This window comes from Myxosarcina sp. GI1, from assembly GCF_000756305.1.
Lineage (GTDB): Bacteria > Cyanobacteriota > Cyanobacteriia > Cyanobacteriales > Xenococcaceae > Myxosarcina.
On the sequence record NZ_JRFE01000017.1, the window covers coordinates 115,607 to 131,312 of the forward strand.

The 15,706-nt window shown below is 39.7% G+C and carries 14 protein-coding genes; 5 read left to right on the forward strand and 9 right to left on the reverse strand.

What is annotated here, in order from left to right:
- Positions 1 to 27 precede the first annotated feature (27 nt).
- Together KV40_RS13375 and KV40_RS13380 are read left to right on the forward strand one after the other, a co-directional pair.
- The gene (locus KV40_RS13375; protein ID WP_036482206.1) at positions 28 to 798 is read left to right on the forward strand and encodes a ChaB family protein; all 771 of its coding nucleotides are present in this window, start codon (positions 28 to 30) and stop codon (positions 796 to 798) included.
- A gap of 215 nt (positions 799 to 1,013) precedes the next feature.
- The gene (locus KV40_RS13380; RefSeq protein ID WP_036482209.1) at positions 1,014 to 1,709 is read left to right on the forward strand and encodes an MBL fold metallo-hydrolase; all 696 of its coding nucleotides are present in this window, start codon (positions 1,014 to 1,016) and stop codon (positions 1,707 to 1,709) included.
- Between the two features lie 2 nt (positions 1,710 to 1,711).
- Here the strand turns inward: KV40_RS13380 and KV40_RS13385 are convergent, their stop codons facing one another.
- The 6 genes from KV40_RS13385 to uraD form a co-directional block, all read right to left on the reverse strand.
- Complete coding sequence (locus KV40_RS13385; protein WP_052055619.1) at positions 1,712 to 3,289, reverse strand: SGNH/GDSL hydrolase family protein; 1,578 nt, start codon at positions 3,287 to 3,289, stop codon at positions 1,712 to 1,714.
- Positions 3,290 to 3,649: 360 nt separating this feature from the next.
- Positions 3,650 to 4,246 (reverse strand): hypothetical protein, encoded by a 597-nt coding sequence (locus tag KV40_RS13390; RefSeq protein WP_156114033.1) that lies wholly within the window; start codon positions 4,244 to 4,246, stop codon positions 3,650 to 3,652.
- A 135-nt stretch (positions 4,247 to 4,381) separates the two neighbouring features.
- Positions 4,382 to 5,686, reverse strand: a complete 1,305-nt coding sequence (locus KV40_RS13395) for a glycoside hydrolase family 15 protein (RefSeq protein WP_036482215.1) — start codon at positions 5,684 to 5,686, stop codon at positions 4,382 to 4,384.
- A gap of 97 nt (positions 5,687 to 5,783) precedes the next feature.
- Positions 5,784 to 7,607: a GGDEF domain-containing response regulator gene (locus KV40_RS13400; RefSeq protein ID WP_052055620.1), complete on the reverse strand. Its 1,824-nt coding sequence runs from the start codon at positions 7,605 to 7,607 to the stop codon at positions 5,784 to 5,786.
- Positions 7,608 to 7,700: 93 nt separating this feature from the next.
- Complete coding sequence (locus KV40_RS13405; protein ID WP_036482218.1) at positions 7,701 to 10,208, reverse strand: GAF domain-containing hybrid sensor histidine kinase/response regulator; 2,508 nt, start codon at positions 10,206 to 10,208, stop codon at positions 7,701 to 7,703.
- 182 nt (positions 10,209 to 10,390) lie between these two features.
- Positions 10,391 to 10,897, reverse strand: a complete 507-nt coding sequence (gene uraD / locus KV40_RS13410) for a 2-oxo-4-hydroxy-4-carboxy-5-ureidoimidazoline decarboxylase (protein ID WP_253274253.1) — start codon at positions 10,895 to 10,897, stop codon at positions 10,391 to 10,393.
- Between the two features lie 102 nt (positions 10,898 to 10,999).
- Between uraD and KV40_RS13415 the strand changes: the two genes are divergently transcribed.
- The 3 genes from KV40_RS13415 (at position 11,000) to KV40_RS13425 (ending at position 13,242) form a co-directional block, all read left to right on the forward strand.
- Positions 11,000 to 11,875, forward strand: a complete 876-nt coding sequence (locus KV40_RS13415; RefSeq protein WP_036482221.1) for an inositol monophosphatase family protein — start codon at positions 11,000 to 11,002, stop codon at positions 11,873 to 11,875.
- A gap of 62 nt (positions 11,876 to 11,937) precedes the next feature.
- Positions 11,938 to 12,717, forward strand: a complete 780-nt coding sequence (locus KV40_RS13420; RefSeq protein ID WP_052055621.1) for an amino acid ABC transporter ATP-binding protein — start codon at positions 11,938 to 11,940, stop codon at positions 12,715 to 12,717.
- Positions 12,718 to 12,882: 165 nt separating this feature from the next.
- Positions 12,883 to 13,242, forward strand: coding sequence for a hypothetical protein (locus KV40_RS13425; RefSeq protein ID WP_036482224.1), 360 nt, complete (start codon positions 12,883 to 12,885; stop codon positions 13,240 to 13,242).
- 46 nt (positions 13,243 to 13,288) lie between these two features.
- On the opposite strand, the gene KV40_RS13430 is transcribed toward KV40_RS13425, so the two are convergent.
- Genes KV40_RS13430 through KV40_RS13440 form a run of 3 tightly spaced genes read right to left on the reverse strand, consistent with a single transcriptional unit; the run spans position 13,289 to position 15,584 of the window.
- Positions 13,289 to 14,473, reverse strand: a complete 1,185-nt coding sequence (locus KV40_RS13430) for an MFS transporter (protein ID WP_036482227.1) — start codon at positions 14,471 to 14,473, stop codon at positions 13,289 to 13,291.
- A gap of 24 nt (positions 14,474 to 14,497) precedes the next feature.
- On the reverse strand, positions 14,498 to 14,869 hold the full coding sequence (locus KV40_RS13435) for a TSUP family transporter (protein ID WP_036482230.1): 372 nt from the start codon (positions 14,867 to 14,869) through the stop codon (positions 14,498 to 14,500).
- A 55-nt stretch (positions 14,870 to 14,924) separates the two neighbouring features.
- Positions 14,925 to 15,584, reverse strand: a complete 660-nt coding sequence (locus KV40_RS13440) for an HAD family phosphatase (protein WP_036482233.1) — start codon at positions 15,582 to 15,584, stop codon at positions 14,925 to 14,927.
- Positions 15,585 to 15,706 lie beyond the last annotated feature (122 nt).

Consider the following 15,706-nt stretch of genomic DNA (forward strand, 5'->3'; position numbering starts at 1 on the left):
TAAAAAAAGTAATCAATTTGACAGAAAATGGCAGAAACAGAATATAAAGCAGAACGCACTATTACTGCAGTTCTCAAAGAAGAAAAGCAGATAGACAATGTCGTTCGACGCTTAATCGACCGAGGTGTGGATAAAAACCACATCTCGGTAATGGGTAGAAATTTTGAGTCTCAAACCCGTATTGCTGGATTCATCTCTAAAAAAGACGTAATTTTGGGTGGTTTGCGTACTGGAGCCATATTTGGTTCGTTGTTTGGATCGCTACTTAGTCTGTTAACTGGTGTAGGAGTACTATTTATTCCCTTCGTTGGTTCGGTAGTAGCGGCGGGACCTATTGGTTCGGTATTGTTGGGAGCAGCAACTGGTGCCTTAGCGGGTAGTGCTGGTGGTGGTTTGGCTTCTGCTCTATCTACGTTGGGTATGTCAGAAGACAAAGCAGCAGTCTACGAAACTCGACTCAAAGCTGGAGATTTTCTAGTTATGGCTGAAGTTCCTGCTGACAAAACTGGTGAATATCAAATGCTTATTGAAAGCGCAGGTGGTGAAGAAGTTCACGTTAGCGAAGGTACTTTACCGCGTCCCTGTGCCGAAGGTTGTGAAAGTCCTGAAGATTTATCACCCGAAATTCGTACTCACTTATCTACAGAAGCACAACAAGATTTTGTTGAGTACTATAAAAAAGCCTTGAATGAAACCAAAGATGAGATGAAAGCCGAGCATAGTGCTTGGGACAAAATAAAGGATAAATACGGCGAAGACGAGAATGGCGTTTATTCTAAAGTCAAAGTCGAAAGCTAAATTAAGCCAATAAAAAATACAAAATTTTGCAAGCAGAGATTTGATGTAAATTAATCTCTGTTATTTTTTTGTTATTAAGTTTTAAAGAATTATTGTATTACTATATATCTGTTTGAATAAAAATATTTTTTGTTCACAAGTTCTTCAATTTATTTGTTTAACTTGAATATTGAAGCAAACAAAAACAAAGCTCTATTTTTTGATGGATAAATATCATGCTGTTTCGCCAATTATTTGACAGCGAGTCGAGTACCTATACCTATCTAATCGCCAATTTAACACTCAAAGTTGCAGTTTTGGTCGATCCCGTTTTAGAGCAGGTAGAACGAGACTTGAAGCTACTTAAAGAATTGGATCTAAGCCTGCGTTATTGCTTAGAAACCCATATCCATGCCGACCACATAACGGGTTCGGGCAAACTAAGAGAGTTAACTGGCTGTTTGAGTATCGTTCCCCACAATGCTGCGGCTGACTGTGCTAACCGTCATATTCAGGATAAAGAGATTTTAAATTTGGGTAATATTGTTGTCGAAGCGATCGCGACTCCAGGACATACAGATAGTCACATGGCTTATTTAATCAACGGTGATAGAATTTTGACAGGAGATGCTTTATTTATTCGCGGTTGTGGACGTACGGATTTTCAAAGCGGCGATGCAGGTACGCTATACGATTCGGTAACGCAAAGATTATTTACTCTCCCCGATAGCACATTAGTCTATCCCGCCCATGATTATCGAGGACATACAGTTTCAACGATTGGAGAAGAAAAACGCTGGAATTCTCGCTTTGCAGGTAGAGAGCGAGCTAGCTTTATTCGATTGATGAATAATCTAGATCTTCCCGATCCTAAAAAAATGATGGAAGCAATACCTGCAAACAAACTGTGTGGCAATGTAGCTACTTTGTAAAATCAAACGACATTAAAGTCACTCTCAGTTAAAGTAGTCGTATCAAATCCTGTAAGAACAGCTAGGGTTTCATCGGTAGCGGCGACAAAAATTTTGTCCTCAGCGAAAGACAAATCGCCAAAATTTAGTTCGCCAGAAAGCATCAGCGAATCGCTGTCGGCTTCAAAATCGGAAATATAATCGGTGCCAAAGCCAGGAGTTAATTCAAATATATCGGCACCAGCATTACCATATAGAGTATCGTTGCCAGCACCTCCATCAATTAAATCCTTTCCTCGACCACCTCTAAGCAGATCGTTGCCGTCACCACCGTTAAGGGTATCGTTGCCCAGATTTCCCCAAATTTTGTCTTTACTATCGCCACCTAGAAGATAGTCCCCGTTAGAACCACCCCAGAGATAATCGCGATCGCTTCCGCCAATGATAATATCTTTACCTGCGGCACCTAAAAGCATGTCATTGCCATTGCTACCAAACAGCAAATCTTCACCAGAACCACCCCAGACAAAGTCGCTATTTTCACCACCATCAAGGAGATCGTTACCTTTATTTCCCAATAGCCAATCGTCACCCGCCCCACCTTCAAGGCGATCGCTGCTATTCCAGCCAAAGATTAAATCGCTACCATCTAAACCATCTATATTGTCTTGTTCCTGAGTTCCCAACAAAAAGTCTCTCTCTGCCGTACCGCTTATTTCGTTAAAAGTCGGTTGGGGTATTTCTCCACTAATAGTTTGAGCGATAACGTCTGCTAATAGAGCGTGTGCTTCAGTAGTTGGATGAAAAGCGTCCCAAAAGAAAAAACCAGTTTCGGTGTTAGGCTCTGTTGGTAGTTGCCCCGAAAATAATAAAGGATCGGTTACATTACTAAAGCCAAACTGTTCTGGATTAGCTGCTATGGCTTCAAGTTCGGTAAATAAATCTACTTCTATAATTTCAGCGTTACTAGAGGCAGCTTCAAAATTGTCTAACGCTAAGGATAAACCGCCATTGAAAGCTTTGGTAATAGCAGTTGCCTCACCTTGAAACTCAAAATTAGAGGGCAGTCTACCTAAAGATGGTAGGTTAGATACAATTAGATTTTGTGCGCCTAAATCTGCCAGCTTGCTAACGCTGTCAACGATATTAGTAATTCCTCGCTCGACTAACTCTGCTGGATCTGAGGCAACGCTACCGCCAAGATAATCCAAGAAGTCATTAGCTCCTGCCCAGACTAAATACAGGGCATCAGGGTCTACATTATCAGAATTACTGCTGGTAAAGGCATCAATTTGATCTGCCAATCCTGGTAAAGTTACATCGGGCAACAAAGGTGCGATATCGTCATTAATAGAGTTACCCGTTCCAGTTCTAGCACCACCTACTGCAAAGTTATTACCTGCTCCATCATCGTAGTAAGGGTCTAAGGTAAGTTCTAAATCTTCAGCTAAGTATTCAACTGCCACCAAACCATTAGAAAAACGACCTAAATAATAAGGTGGGGGTGGAATTGCGCCTAGCGTAAGGGCAAATGAATTACCAGAATCAGATAGGCTATCGCCAAAAACAATAATTTGAGTCAAGTCATTTGAATCAAACATTATAAAAAGAAGCTCGTCAATTTATTTTAGAGTTGCCGATCTTAATTATGGAATTGAAAATTGATTTGTTTGTAGCTATTAGCCGTTAGCTTTTGATTCAGCAACGTCTTTATTCTTAATATTAAAACAATCGAGCAACTGTATAACCAGTTTTAATAAATGGTATAAGTTCGCGCTTGATGCGAATAAGATTCATTTGAATTTACTGATGACAAAGTTTAAATCAGCTATACTGCTATTCAAAAAATATTAACTATATGTTTATTTGCAACAATTTTCATATTAGTTAAGTACAAATTCAAACCAAACGAGAATCGCCGCTCCCCTGGTGTTTGCTGCCTAACTAATCTAAGGGTTACCTCATTCAAATAAAAACTGCTGTATATTTGCAAATTTATTTTTGTAACTTTTTATATCTAATAATAGCTGCTGCTGCCGATCGATCTGACCGAGTTTTTGATAGCCGAACGCCAAATCAAAAGTAGTTTTTAACCACTGTTTGGCAGCATTATTTTCTAAATACAGTTGACGGGCTTTTTGCCAATGTTTGACAGCTAATACTTTTCGATCTTGTCGATAAGCAATAATACCCGCAGTGTACTCAAAATCAGCTTGTTCGATTGGAGAATTTTCAAACAACGTTAACGTGCGCTCGATAGTTTCTGTGGCAGCAGCAGACTCGCCAACACTTTGGTAGGCTAAAGCCAGACAGTGATAGCCTCTTTTTTCTAAAGGAGTGGCACTAACCTTAAAGTGATTTAAAAAGGTTTTTAGTAAGTGAATTGTTTGGCGGTGGTTTCTGGCTTTGCAGTTAGCCAGTCCTCTTGAGATTATGCTCTTACGAACTACAGCTACAGCTAAAGATTTTTCTAATTGAGTTTCTAACAAGTCTTTGGCACTAACGGGAACGGCAATGAGAACCAAGTAAACAACAGCTAAAGTAAATAATCGTTTCAAAATACACCTACAGTTTTTGTACCAACGGTCAGGCTTGCGAACTAGAGGCAACCTCCAGTTCGTTCCCGACTCTATCTAGAGTTCCCAAAACCAGCTAAATATTTTAGTGTTTGTACACAAAGAACTAGAATCGCGCTATTTACTCAAGCTTTGTTCCATTATCTTTAATGCCATTAGCAAATTTGCCTGCGTCCATAAAAGTGGTGTGGCATCGTTAGGAACGTATTTATCTTGCTTTAAGTAATATAGTTCGGGACATTTAAACCCACCAAATTTTGAATCTGTAGCAGTTAGCTGTCCTAACGAACGATTTAAATAATAAATTTGTTTGGTCAAGAACTCCGACTGATGAGTATGATGAAATCTAACTCCATATATAGCTGAAAGAATCGGATCGAAGATACACCATTGCGCTTCTTCCCCCAATTTTAAAGAGCGTCCCCGTTCTTGTAGCCACTGTTCTCGTTCGGTAGATATGCTAGTACGTATATTTTCGGGAATCTGTTGGTAGTCGCGACACCAAAAAGAATCATGCAAGTATCTAGAAATACCATATTTTCCTTGTAGATTTTCAGTTACGTCGGCAATGATGCGATCGCTCGTATTACTATCTAAAATTTCCAGGGGATAAATTAAAAATAGCAAAGCAGCATCGTAACGTCTTGGATGTTCGGGCTGAATACATTCGGCAGGCAGTATTTTTGCTAGAGCCTTCGAGCCTTTTTGGATTAAGCTATCTAAAAGTTCGATCGCAATTGGTATTTGGTAGCGATCGCGCGCGCTCTCAGTATAATAAATAAGTAACTGTCTAAAAGACTGCAAACTTGCTATTACCACGCCAATACTAGAAGCCGAAATTTTACGATCTTCTTCCCAATGACCGCTATCTTCATCTTGCCAGTAGGCAATGGCTTTAAAATATTCTGGAAACAGTGCCAAGATTGCTAAATCTTCTGGCGTAGGCTCTATGGCTTTGTCGTTAATTAACTTACAGTAAAACCACAAAAAATAGCCCCAAGCATCATTCTGTGCCTGTTGCCAATCCTGCTCGATTTCGCTTAAATCTTTACCATTAAATCGTACGTGAGGACGCTGCATTACCTCAGCAAGATCTACTTTGCCGTCAATAATATTTAACCAACGAAAGCGATGTTTTTTTATGTATTGCATCAAACAGCGCACATTGTTAACAGCAATATTGGTTTTTCCTGAAAGGTAATGACAATAAGCAACATAAACATTATCGCGTACCCATACGGCAGCATATCCCGTGTATTCAGTAGAGTTAGAAACAACTGCGGCAGGGAATAGACCGTTATCTAGCGTAGGAAAGGCAAAAGTATCTCGCTCCTGTAAAAACGAAATTAGATTTTGTATATCTGATAATTGGTAATCAGTTTTGATTAACCGAGCAACTTCACTGTTGTTAATAACAGACATTGTCTGAATTACTTATTTATAGCGATACAAGCTAACAGTTATTTATATTAAAGATTATATGCGTTAAATAGTTTAAATTCTTCTGCCCTCTGCCTTTTTACCATTGAGGATTTTGAGCTATTAGTTTACTAGCATCTTCAACATTCAAAGGCTTGGAAAATAAATATCCCTGTCCGAAATGACAACCAAGCTCTCGAAGTTTGGCTAACTGTTCTGGAGTTTCAACGCCTTCAGCCACCACATCTAAATTCATAACCTGCGCTATGCTGAGAATTACCGCAACCAAACCTGAATTTTCCTTGGTTCCATCGAGATTTTGAATAAAAGAGCGATCTATTTTAAGAGTATTTACGGGAAAGGTTTGTAGTTGACTTAAGGAAGAATAACCAGTGCCAAAATCGTCAATACTAAATTGTAATCCGCGTTCGCGTAGTTGCCGAACGATCGCTTTAGTCGATTGTAAATTTTGAATCATCGAACTTTCGGTAATCTCTAACTTAACTGATTCCGAATGAAGTTGAGTTTCTAGAAGAATACAAGAGATTTCTTCAACTAGATTAGCTTGATTTAATTGTTGTGCTGCTAGATTAATGTATACTTTTAACTTATCAAATCCTTGTTGTTTCCATTGTGCTAGCTGAGAACAGGCTTGCTGCATAACTAAGCTACCAATCGAGCAAATCAGACCAGTTTCTTCGGCAATGGGAAGAAACGAGTCGGGTGGAACTATCCCATGTTGCAAATGCAGCCAGCGAACCAAAGCTTCAAAGCCAACAATTTTACCCGTAGCGAGATTGATAATTGGTTGATAGTAAACTATAAACTCGTTTTGTTGGAGCGCTCGATGTAAATCTGTTTCGATCTCTAACAATTTATGAGCGGCTTTATACATCGTCGGCGTAAAAACTTGATATTGTCCAGTTCCGATGTCTTTGGCTCGATACATAGCCGTATCGGCATCTCTTAAAATATGTTCTGGTTTTTCGTAGTCGGGACTACTTAAGACAATGCCAATACTAACATTGATAAAAATTTCATAACCATTGCACTCAAAAGGCTGTTTTAAAACAGTAATAATTCGTTCTGCTATTTCGATCGCAATATCGAGATTGGGAATTTTCAATAACAGCAAGGCAAATTCATCTCCACCCAAACGAGATAAAATGTCTTTTTTACGAACAATGCTTCGTAACCGATCGGCAATTTGTTTTAGTAGTTCGTCTCCAACTAAATGACCGAGAGAATCGTTGACGATTTTAAAGCGATCGCAGTCGAGAAACAACACGGAAAACTGGTAGGACGCATTTATTTTGGCTCTGTATAGTGATTTTTCTAGCCTCTCCATAAACTCAGAACGATTTACCAGTCCAGTCAAACCATCATATACAGACATTTCACGCAGACGTTCGTTAGCAAGCAATAACTGTTGTGTGCGTTCGTTTACCCTTTCTTCAAGCTGGCTATTTAATTGGTGAATTTTCTGTTGCGCCGCTTTTAAAGACAATTGATTGTTTACTCTGACTAATACCTCTTCAATTTGAAAGGGTTTGGTTATATAATCTACTCCTCCAACACTAAAAGCTTTAACTTTGTCCAATACGTCATCCAAAGCACTTAAAAAAATAATTGGAATCGCAGCAGTTTCCGAATTTTCCTTGAGTATTTTACAAACTTCATACCCATTCAGGTCGGGCATCATAATATCTAGCAAAATTAAGTCTGGTGGCAGAGTCTCCACAACTTTTAAAGTCATCTTGCCACTAGTTGCTTTGCGAACCGTATAGCCTCTTTCGGTAAGCATATCAGAAAGCAACCGCAAATTTTCCAGAGTGTCATCTACGATTAAAATATCTTTAGGTAAAGATGCTTCGCTTGCCTTATCGAGATCGACTTCTGGAATATTTAAATTATTATCGGTCATATTATTTATTTATATTGATTGCTATTTGTCGCCTGACGTTCTAAAAGTTTAGATATATCGCTCGAACCTAGATAAATTATTCAAAACTTACCGTTAACTGGTCAGGTTGATAATTTCTTCAAAATCAAAGTTTTCAATGAGTTTGGTTAGAGCTATTTTGATCTTTTTTCTTTCTGAAGGAATTTGTTCGACTAGTTCTAGCAATCGTAAATCGTCGCCTCCAGAAGCTTGCCGACAAACTTCCTCAATCCATTCTATAGACATAAATTCAAGACTTTGAGCGTTAAGTTTGACATTATCAATTTGCTCTACTCTTTCCCTATTAGAGTTCGATCGCTCGTCTTCTTTGTAGATATATTTCACTCCCAGATATTGTGCCATTTTGGCAAACAGCTCCCGTTGGCGAACGGGTTTGCGGACAAAATCATCACAGCCAAATGCCAGAATTTTCTGTCGTTCTTCTTCAAACACGCTGGCGGTAAGGGCTATAACTACAGTTGCCTGACCTTTCAAAAAAGATTTAATATGTTTGCTGGCTTCGTACCCATTCATTACGGGCATTTGCATATCCATCCAAATTAAATGGGGTTCCCAACTTTCCCAGAGAGCGATCGCTTCTCGACCATTAGCAACTGCTCGAACTTGAAATCCCACCGAACCAAGTATTTTGATCATAAGTTCGCGATTGGTAGGTTTGTCTTCGGCAACTAAAATACGAAAGTCCGAACTATCAGCAGCTAAAGCGATTGGCATACCATAAAATGATGGAGATTTTTCTGACGGGACTGGTGCTGTAGAAATATAGGGAGTAGTAAAAGTAAAGGTAGTTCCCTGTCCGAGCTTGCTTTTAACTGTAATTTCGCCTCCCATCAACTCGACAAACACGCGACTGATAGATAGTCCCAGTCCCGATCCTTCGCTCGATTGCCATCCTGCTTCGGCTTGAGTGAAAGCAGTAAAAATATTATCTATTGCTTCTGCGGCGATGCCAGGACCTGTATCTTCAACGCTAAAGTAAAGCATTTCTCCTTGCAGCCAAACCTTTAACTCAATCGAACCTCTTTCGGTAAACTTAACTGCATTGCCCAGAATGTTAATTAGTATCTGACGTAGTTTATTGCGATCGGTTTTGATGTATTGAGGTACATCTTGACAGCGTTCAAAAGATAATTGAAGTTGTTTGAGTTGCGCTCTCAGCTTGAGCAGATCTTCAAGTTCTACGAGCAAACTATAGAGATCGAAACTGGTTTCATTAACAGCACTGTATCCCGCCTCAATTTTTGACATTTCCAAAACATCGTTAATTAGACTCAACAAGTGCTCGCCATTACAGTCAATAATATCAATATACTTTTGATGTTTTTCGGAAAGTTCGTCAGACCTTTGAATCAGTTGAGCGTAACCGAGAATGGCATTGAGAGGAGTTCGCAATTCGTGGCTCATATTGGCTAAGAATTCACTTTTGGTACGGTTGGCTCTTTCTGCTTCATTTTTTGCCACTCTCAATTCTCGCGCTTGCTTTTGGGTATGTGCCAATAGTTCTGCTTGCTGTACGGCTACACCCAACTGGGTACCAACCTGAATCATAATCTGAACGCTTCCCTGTTGCCACTGACGAGGAGCGGATAGTTCGTAGGCAAATAGCAATCCCCACAAGCGATCGCCACAAAAAATCGGCACGACCAAGTAAGCTTTTGCTTCTATTTGCTCCAATAATTCTAGATAACATTTATTGAAGTTAGCTTGGTGGATATCGCTAACGGCACGATAGCTATCTTTCTGAGTAAAAATGCTGCCTTCAGATTCTTGCAGGTAGGTGTCTTTAATAATTTTTATGGCGCAGTCATCTTGCTCGATCGCCACTCGCGTTAGCGGCTTTTCATCTAATTGAGAAGTTAGTTTAGACCATTTTTTAGCAACTGACTCGGCAACTAGTTGACCGCTCCAATCGGAGTTAAATTGATAGATTAATACGCGATCGCAATCAATAGTCTGTCTTAGTTCTTCAGTAGTATCGAAGAAAATTTGCTGTAAATCCAGAGTTTGTCTCATCCGCAGGACAATTCTGGTAATTGCTTGTTTTTGTTCTGCCGCCTGTTGTACCTCACTAGTACGCTGTTGAACTCTTACTTCAAGATCTTCATTAATCCGTCGGAGTTCGGTTTCTGCTTTTTGTCGTTCGACAATTTCTTTTTGCAGTTCCCGATTGACGATTTCTAGCTGTTCGGGTGTCTTGAGGGATAGAAAACGCGGTACTAAAGTAGCCATTTCCACTGCCGTATAGCAAGAGACAAAGGCAGTCAGAGCTTGTTCTACCCCCGATAACCAGTAGGCAGGATGCCACAAAGTCCAAATTTCTAATAAGTGTCCCGTGCCACAAAGTACGATAAACGCCCCAAACATTACAAAAAAGCTTTGAAACGGAACATCACTGCGCTTAAAAACAAAGTAAAGCAGCATAATGGGAATTGAAAAATAGGCGATCGCAATTAGTAAGTCGCTAACTAAATGCAGCGCAACCAGTGGAGTTTGCCATAGATAACAATGACCATGAGGTATATAGGACTTAGAGGATAAAAGCTCGTTTAAAAAGTTACTCATAATATTTCTGCCAAATTAAAAATTGAGCTTAGATCCAGAAAAATTCTAACCTCTTGATTTGGTCTGTAAAAATGTTAATCGGCGTAGGCTCGATCTATTTTTTAGCATTCCCCTTTTTTGAGAAAAATTCACAAATTCGCGCTCTGTTTAAAGTTTTATTTTAAGCCGCAATTCGAGCAAAATCACGCGAGAATTGACTCTAAGCGCAGTCTAGCGATTTTACTAATTTCTGTTATAGCCTGTTGTTTTTCTCGTTCTAATGAGTTTTCCAGACGACTGGCAAAAGCCTCCAAAATACTATCTTTGGTCTGGTTTCTGACGGCGATAATAAACGGAAAACCAAACTTATTTTTATAAGCCTGATTGAGAGACTGAAAACGCTCGTATTCTTCTGAGGTCAGACGATCTAAACCTACTCCTGCCTGCTCCTGTACTGAAGCCTCTGCCATTTTGGTTTTACTACCAAGATCTGGATGAGCTTTAATTAAAGCTAACTGTTCGACTTCGCTCATTTCTTTCACTATTGCAACCATAGATTGATATAATGCCTCAAAACTTGCAAAAGGTTTGCTCACCCAAGTTTTTCGCGCAATTTCTGGGGTTTCTTCCCAAATTTCCCCTAATGCTGTGGTAAATTCTTCTCGCTCCATTTGGTTTAACTGAGCGAGAGTATATTGGATATTATTCATTGTTGCGATCGTTTTTTACCTTTTTACCCTAATACGATCTACACTACCTGCGAAACTAGTTAAAATTGGCTCATCTCGTACATCATCGCCTAAAAATCTATAATGTCTTCTCAGTCAAAACCCCGCGAAATTCTCTGTACCTTACTACCTCATCTGCGAGTAGCTGCTGGCTATGCAGACTATATTCAAAATAAAATTGCCGTACTGCCAGCTAAAGATGGTGGTGATAATTTTTTTGCTACAGCGTTAACTGATGCCGATCTTTCGATTCAAACTTTTGTTGAAGTTGCCCTGTTAGGTACATTTCCCAATATTCGCTTTCATGGTGAAGAACACGAACAATCACGCAATACAAAATATTTTCGCGCCATAGACTTAGGGGAACCAGACGACTATCTAATTACTCTCGATCCGATAGACGGTACCAAATTTTATCTAGACGGACACGATAACTATCAAATTATTCTGGCAATTGTAAATGCAGACGACTTTGAAGCAGTAATTGCTATTTCTCCTGCAATTAAAACTTACTACTATGCTTTACGAGGTGAGGGTGCATACTGGGGTACTTTAGATAAAGATTTAGAAGCCTGTAGTCCTTTAAAAATAGCCAATCCCGAACCAAATATCTTGTTGGGGTGGGAAATGGGTCATTTAAAAGCTAGTTTGACCGATAAGTATGGGATTATTGACGTTCAAAAAGATTACTCTGCCACCAAACCCATTCCTAACACCAACGGAATTTTTACTAGCAATAAAGTAGCTGGTGCGATTTTACGCAGGGGTAAATTTATCGACGGCGGCGCGTTAGCGTTTTTAGCCAGAGAAGCAGGCTGTATCGTCAGTACTTTTAATGGCAGCGAACTGCCTCGGCTTTCTGCTTGCCAAAATCTGAGCTTGCCTGGATTGATAATTGCTACCTCAACCGAAGTGCATCAAGATTTAGTAACGGCTTGTCAAAACTTAGTAAAAAAATAGCAGTATTTATTTTGTCGATCGCTAGGTAAGATAGAGAAAACTGCGATCGCTTCTTGATATCGATGATTCAATCTCAGAGCCATACCAATCTACAACAGCCAGATCCTTCAGAATCAATAATTATCGCTAAAGATGTAGAAAAGTGGTATGACAATAATTTTCATGCCCTCAAAGGAGTTACCCTAAACGTTAAAAAACAAGAAGTAGTTGTAATTATGGGACCTTCTGGTTCGGGAAAATCTACTTTTATTCGTACTTTTAACGCTCTCGAACCATATCAGAAAGGCAGTATCGAAATTGATGGCATCGAACTTTCTCGCGATTTAAAAAACATCGAAGCCATTCGCCGCGAAGTAGGAATGGTGTTTCAACAGTTTAATCTGTTTCCCCATCTAACAGTGCTAAAAAACGTTACTCTCGCGCCAGTGTGGGTACGCAGGCGATCTAAAAAACAAGCCGATGAAATTGCCATGCAGCTACTCGAAAAAGTGGGTATTCTCGAACAGGCGCACAAATTTCCAGGGCAACTATCGGGAGGACAACAACAGCGTGTGGCGATCGCTCGTGCTTTGGCGATGCAGCCTAAAATTATGTTATTTGACGAACCAACTTCAGCCCTAGATCCCGAAATGGTTAGGGAAGTGTTGGATACGATGAGAAGTTTGGCAGAGTCGGGAATGACAATGGTCTGTGTAACTCATGAAGTAGGTTTTGCTAAAGAAGTAGCCGATCGTCTGGTCTTTATGGATGATGGAACTATTGTAGAAATTGCAACTCCAGAAGAGTTTTTTAATAATCCCAAAGAAGAAAGAAGCAAGCAGTTTTTATCCCAAATATTATAATTTTTTAGTAGCGATTGCGATTGATATTCTTTCTTAGCCCAAGTTACGGTTTTGTCCAAGCAAAAATCCCCACATATAAATGTAGTAAAACCCCTATCACATAAAGAATAGAGCTGATTTTATAATATAAATAATCAAACAAAAAGCTTCAATTTTTTATCTTTCATGAAAATACAGTCATCGGTAATCGTACCACTAGGTTTTGGTAAGTACGTACGCTCCGATCGCGTCACCGCCTTGGTACCTATAGAAGCAGAAAGAGGACCTGGCAAACGCACCTTCGTACATCTAGAAGGCGAAACCGATCCTTTGGTAGCATCGAGATCGGAAGCGACAATACTAAGAGATCTGGTACAAGAACCACAGGAAGTTACTCAGGCTCGTCAGCAGCAAGAAATCTTGCAGGATCTACTTAGCGATCTAACTCAGGTAAATGAAACAGTTCGTCGTATTAGCCGCGACCAAGGTGGTTTGGACTTAGACCGCCTCGAACGTCGCATTCGTCAAGTTGTAGAAGAAGAATAGATTCAGGACGAGGCTTGAACCTAAAGCCTATGAATAGCGGCTTCAGCTACTCTAGTAGCTGAAGTTTTACCAGTCGCCACCAACACCAGCTACCAGCAATTAAAATCCAACCTCCAGCGATCGCCATTTCTACAGCTAGTGAATTTGACGCAATGGCACTAAGAGTAGTGCTAACAATGGCAAAACTCAAACGAAAGGCAAAGCTATTTAGAGAAAGCACCGTTGCTCTTACCGAAGAAACTGTTTGCCGATTGATTACGTTGAGGATTAACGGCGAAACCATACCTCTCACCATATAAACCACAACGATAAATAATATTCCCCAATAAGTGTATGCAGTTGCTAACAACAAGTAGGAACTAGCTAGCAGCAAAACCAACCCTAATAAAGCTCTCTTAATTCCTAAAACCCTCTCTACTCTATCCGCAAACACAGAAGCTAAACTCATCAATAGATGAAACACTGCCCAAACTATGCCAAAAGCTCTAACGGGTAAATTTATTTGTTCTAAATAGGCTTGAGACAGCCAAACCATTAAAAAGCTGGCGGTAGAAAAAGTCGCACTTAACAAAATCAACCATCTTAAAGGGGGACGCTCTAAAGTTTCTAAAATAATTTGCTTTAAAGCTATCTTTGGTTCGTCGATAGAGTCGTGACGTTCTGGTTCGACCAAAGTTATCGCTAAGAAAAAGTAGATAATCAAACAAGCAGTCTGCAAGAAAAAAGGATAGGCTAAATTAGTCTCGGCGATCGCCGCACCGATAATTCCAGATACAGCCTCGCTAACTCCTGCTACGGCTACCAATCTTCCTGCAAAAGCAGGGTAAAAGTTTTCTCGCTTTAACTCTACTAATGAGTCATAGGCGATCGCCGTATCCGCACCACTAATTAAGCTTCCCGCTACACCTGCTAAAACTTCCGCCAGGGCAAACCAGTAAAACGAGTTACAAAACCCATAAATCAGCCAGCCAACAATCCAAACTCCGCTACCAGCTACCAAACAGGCTTTACGACCAAAAATATCGGCAATATATCCCGATGGTACTTCTAGAACCAAAATAGATATCGAGAGTATAGTTTTTAGCAGCAGAGTTTGTTCGATATTTAGTCCGTGACTCTGATAGAACAGAACGATAGTAGGAATAGGAAACCAAGCAAAAGCCAGTCCATTGAGAACGTAAAGCTTGACAAGGTTAGATTTTAGATTGGTTTTTAAAAATTGCGATCGCACTTAATATCGATTCTCATTCATAAATTAACTGCTACTACCAGAACTAAAAATCATTTTTAAAGCAATCAACAATAACGCTACACCAAAAACTTTTTCCAATACAGCGTTAGGTATTCCCACTGCAAATTTGGCTCCAAAAAAACTACCCAAGACAAACCCAGCACAAATTAAAGCTGCTACTTTTAAGTTTACGTATCCTTGTTGATAATACGCCCACGCCGCTAAAATGCCGATCGGTGGCACTAATAAACCTAAAGTCGTCCCTTGAGCTTCTTTTTGAGAAAACCCAAACCAAAAAATTAAAGAAGGAACGATAATTACGCCACCACCAATACCGATTAATCCGCTTAAAGCTCCAGCCATTAATCCTAAAAGTAGGTAAAGTATAGTTGTCATACAAAAACTTTTGCAGCGATCGCTTGTTTAATACAGTTTAAATCGTACTCAAGCTTTAATAAAATATTTTTTTATCTAACAACTGCCACAATTGTTCGTCATTAAAATCATCTATTGCCATATCCGCACCCAATTTAATTAAATCTTCGGGTGGATGAGTCGAGGCAACACCAATAGTATAAATACCCGCGCTGACGGCAGAACGAATGCCAGCAGGAGAATCTTCAAACACAATTGCCTGTTCTTTAGTTACTCCCAAACGCTCTAACGCTAAATTGTATGGTGCGGGATGAGGTTTTCCTGGAGGAGCATCTTGCGCCATAATTACTACGGGAAAAACATTAGTAAGCTGTAAAATTCGCAGCATATGTTCGGCGTTTTCTTGTGGTGCATTAGTTACCACAGCTTTTTTCAAAGGTACGGTATCGGTCAACTGCAATACTCTCAACAAACCAGGCATTGGTTGTAAAGTACCTGCTAACTTGCGGTAATTCTCTTCTTTTTCAATAGCTAAATGCCATGCTTCTTCTAGAGATAGTTGCGGTAAAATATCTTTAAGAATTTCTGCATTGGTACGTCCTGAGATTCGCTGTCGATAAAAGGGGCGATCTATCTCTAGTTCGTAACGCGTTAAAATATCTTGCCAGACGGCAAAATGAATGGGATCGGTATTAGCTAAAGTACCATCTAGATCGAAGAGAATTGCTGCCAACATTTAACTGTCTGTCACTACTGGTTGATTTGTATTTATTATTAACATTAATAAAGAGCTTTTTCTATATGTTGAATTACCTAGATTGCTACGGGCGATTGCACTTTTATATCTGGGAAACTGCT

Excerpts from the sequence above, each read along its gene's own strand:
- KV40_RS13440 (WP_036482233.1), bottom strand. The coding sequence starts at position 15,584 with ATGTTGGCAGCAATTCTCTTCGATCTAGATGGTACTTTAGCTAATACC.
- KV40_RS13400 (WP_052055620.1), bottom strand. The coding sequence starts at position 7,607 with ATGACCGATAATAATTTAAATATTCCAGAAGTCGATCTCGATAAGGCA.
- KV40_RS13420 (WP_052055621.1), top strand. The coding sequence starts at position 11,938 with ATGATTCAATCTCAGAGCCATACCAATCTACAACAGCCAGATCCTTCA.
- KV40_RS13395 (WP_036482215.1), bottom strand. The coding sequence starts at position 5,686 with ATGTCTGTTATTAACAACAGTGAAGTTGCTCGGTTAATCAAAACTGAT.
- uraD (WP_253274253.1), bottom strand. The coding sequence starts at position 10,897 with ATGAATAATATCCAATATACTCTCGCTCAGTTAAACCAAATGGAGCGA.
- KV40_RS13405 (WP_036482218.1), bottom strand. The coding sequence starts at position 10,208 with ATGAGTAACTTTTTAAACGAGCTTTTATCCTCTAAGTCCTATATACCT.
- KV40_RS13415 (WP_036482221.1), top strand. The coding sequence starts at position 11,000 with ATGTCTTCTCAGTCAAAACCCCGCGAAATTCTCTGTACCTTACTACCT.
- KV40_RS13385 (WP_052055619.1), bottom strand. The coding sequence starts at position 3,289 with ATGTTTGATTCAAATGACTTGACTCAAATTATTGTTTTTGGCGATAGC.
- KV40_RS13435 (WP_036482230.1), bottom strand. The coding sequence starts at position 14,869 with ATGACAACTATACTTTACCTACTTTTAGGATTAATGGCTGGAGCTTTA.
- KV40_RS13375 (WP_036482206.1), top strand. The coding sequence starts at position 28 with ATGGCAGAAACAGAATATAAAGCAGAACGCACTATTACTGCAGTTCTC.
- KV40_RS13425 (WP_036482224.1), top strand. The coding sequence starts at position 12,883 with ATGAAAATACAGTCATCGGTAATCGTACCACTAGGTTTTGGTAAGTAC.
- KV40_RS13380 (WP_036482209.1), top strand. The coding sequence starts at position 1,014 with ATGCTGTTTCGCCAATTATTTGACAGCGAGTCGAGTACCTATACCTAT.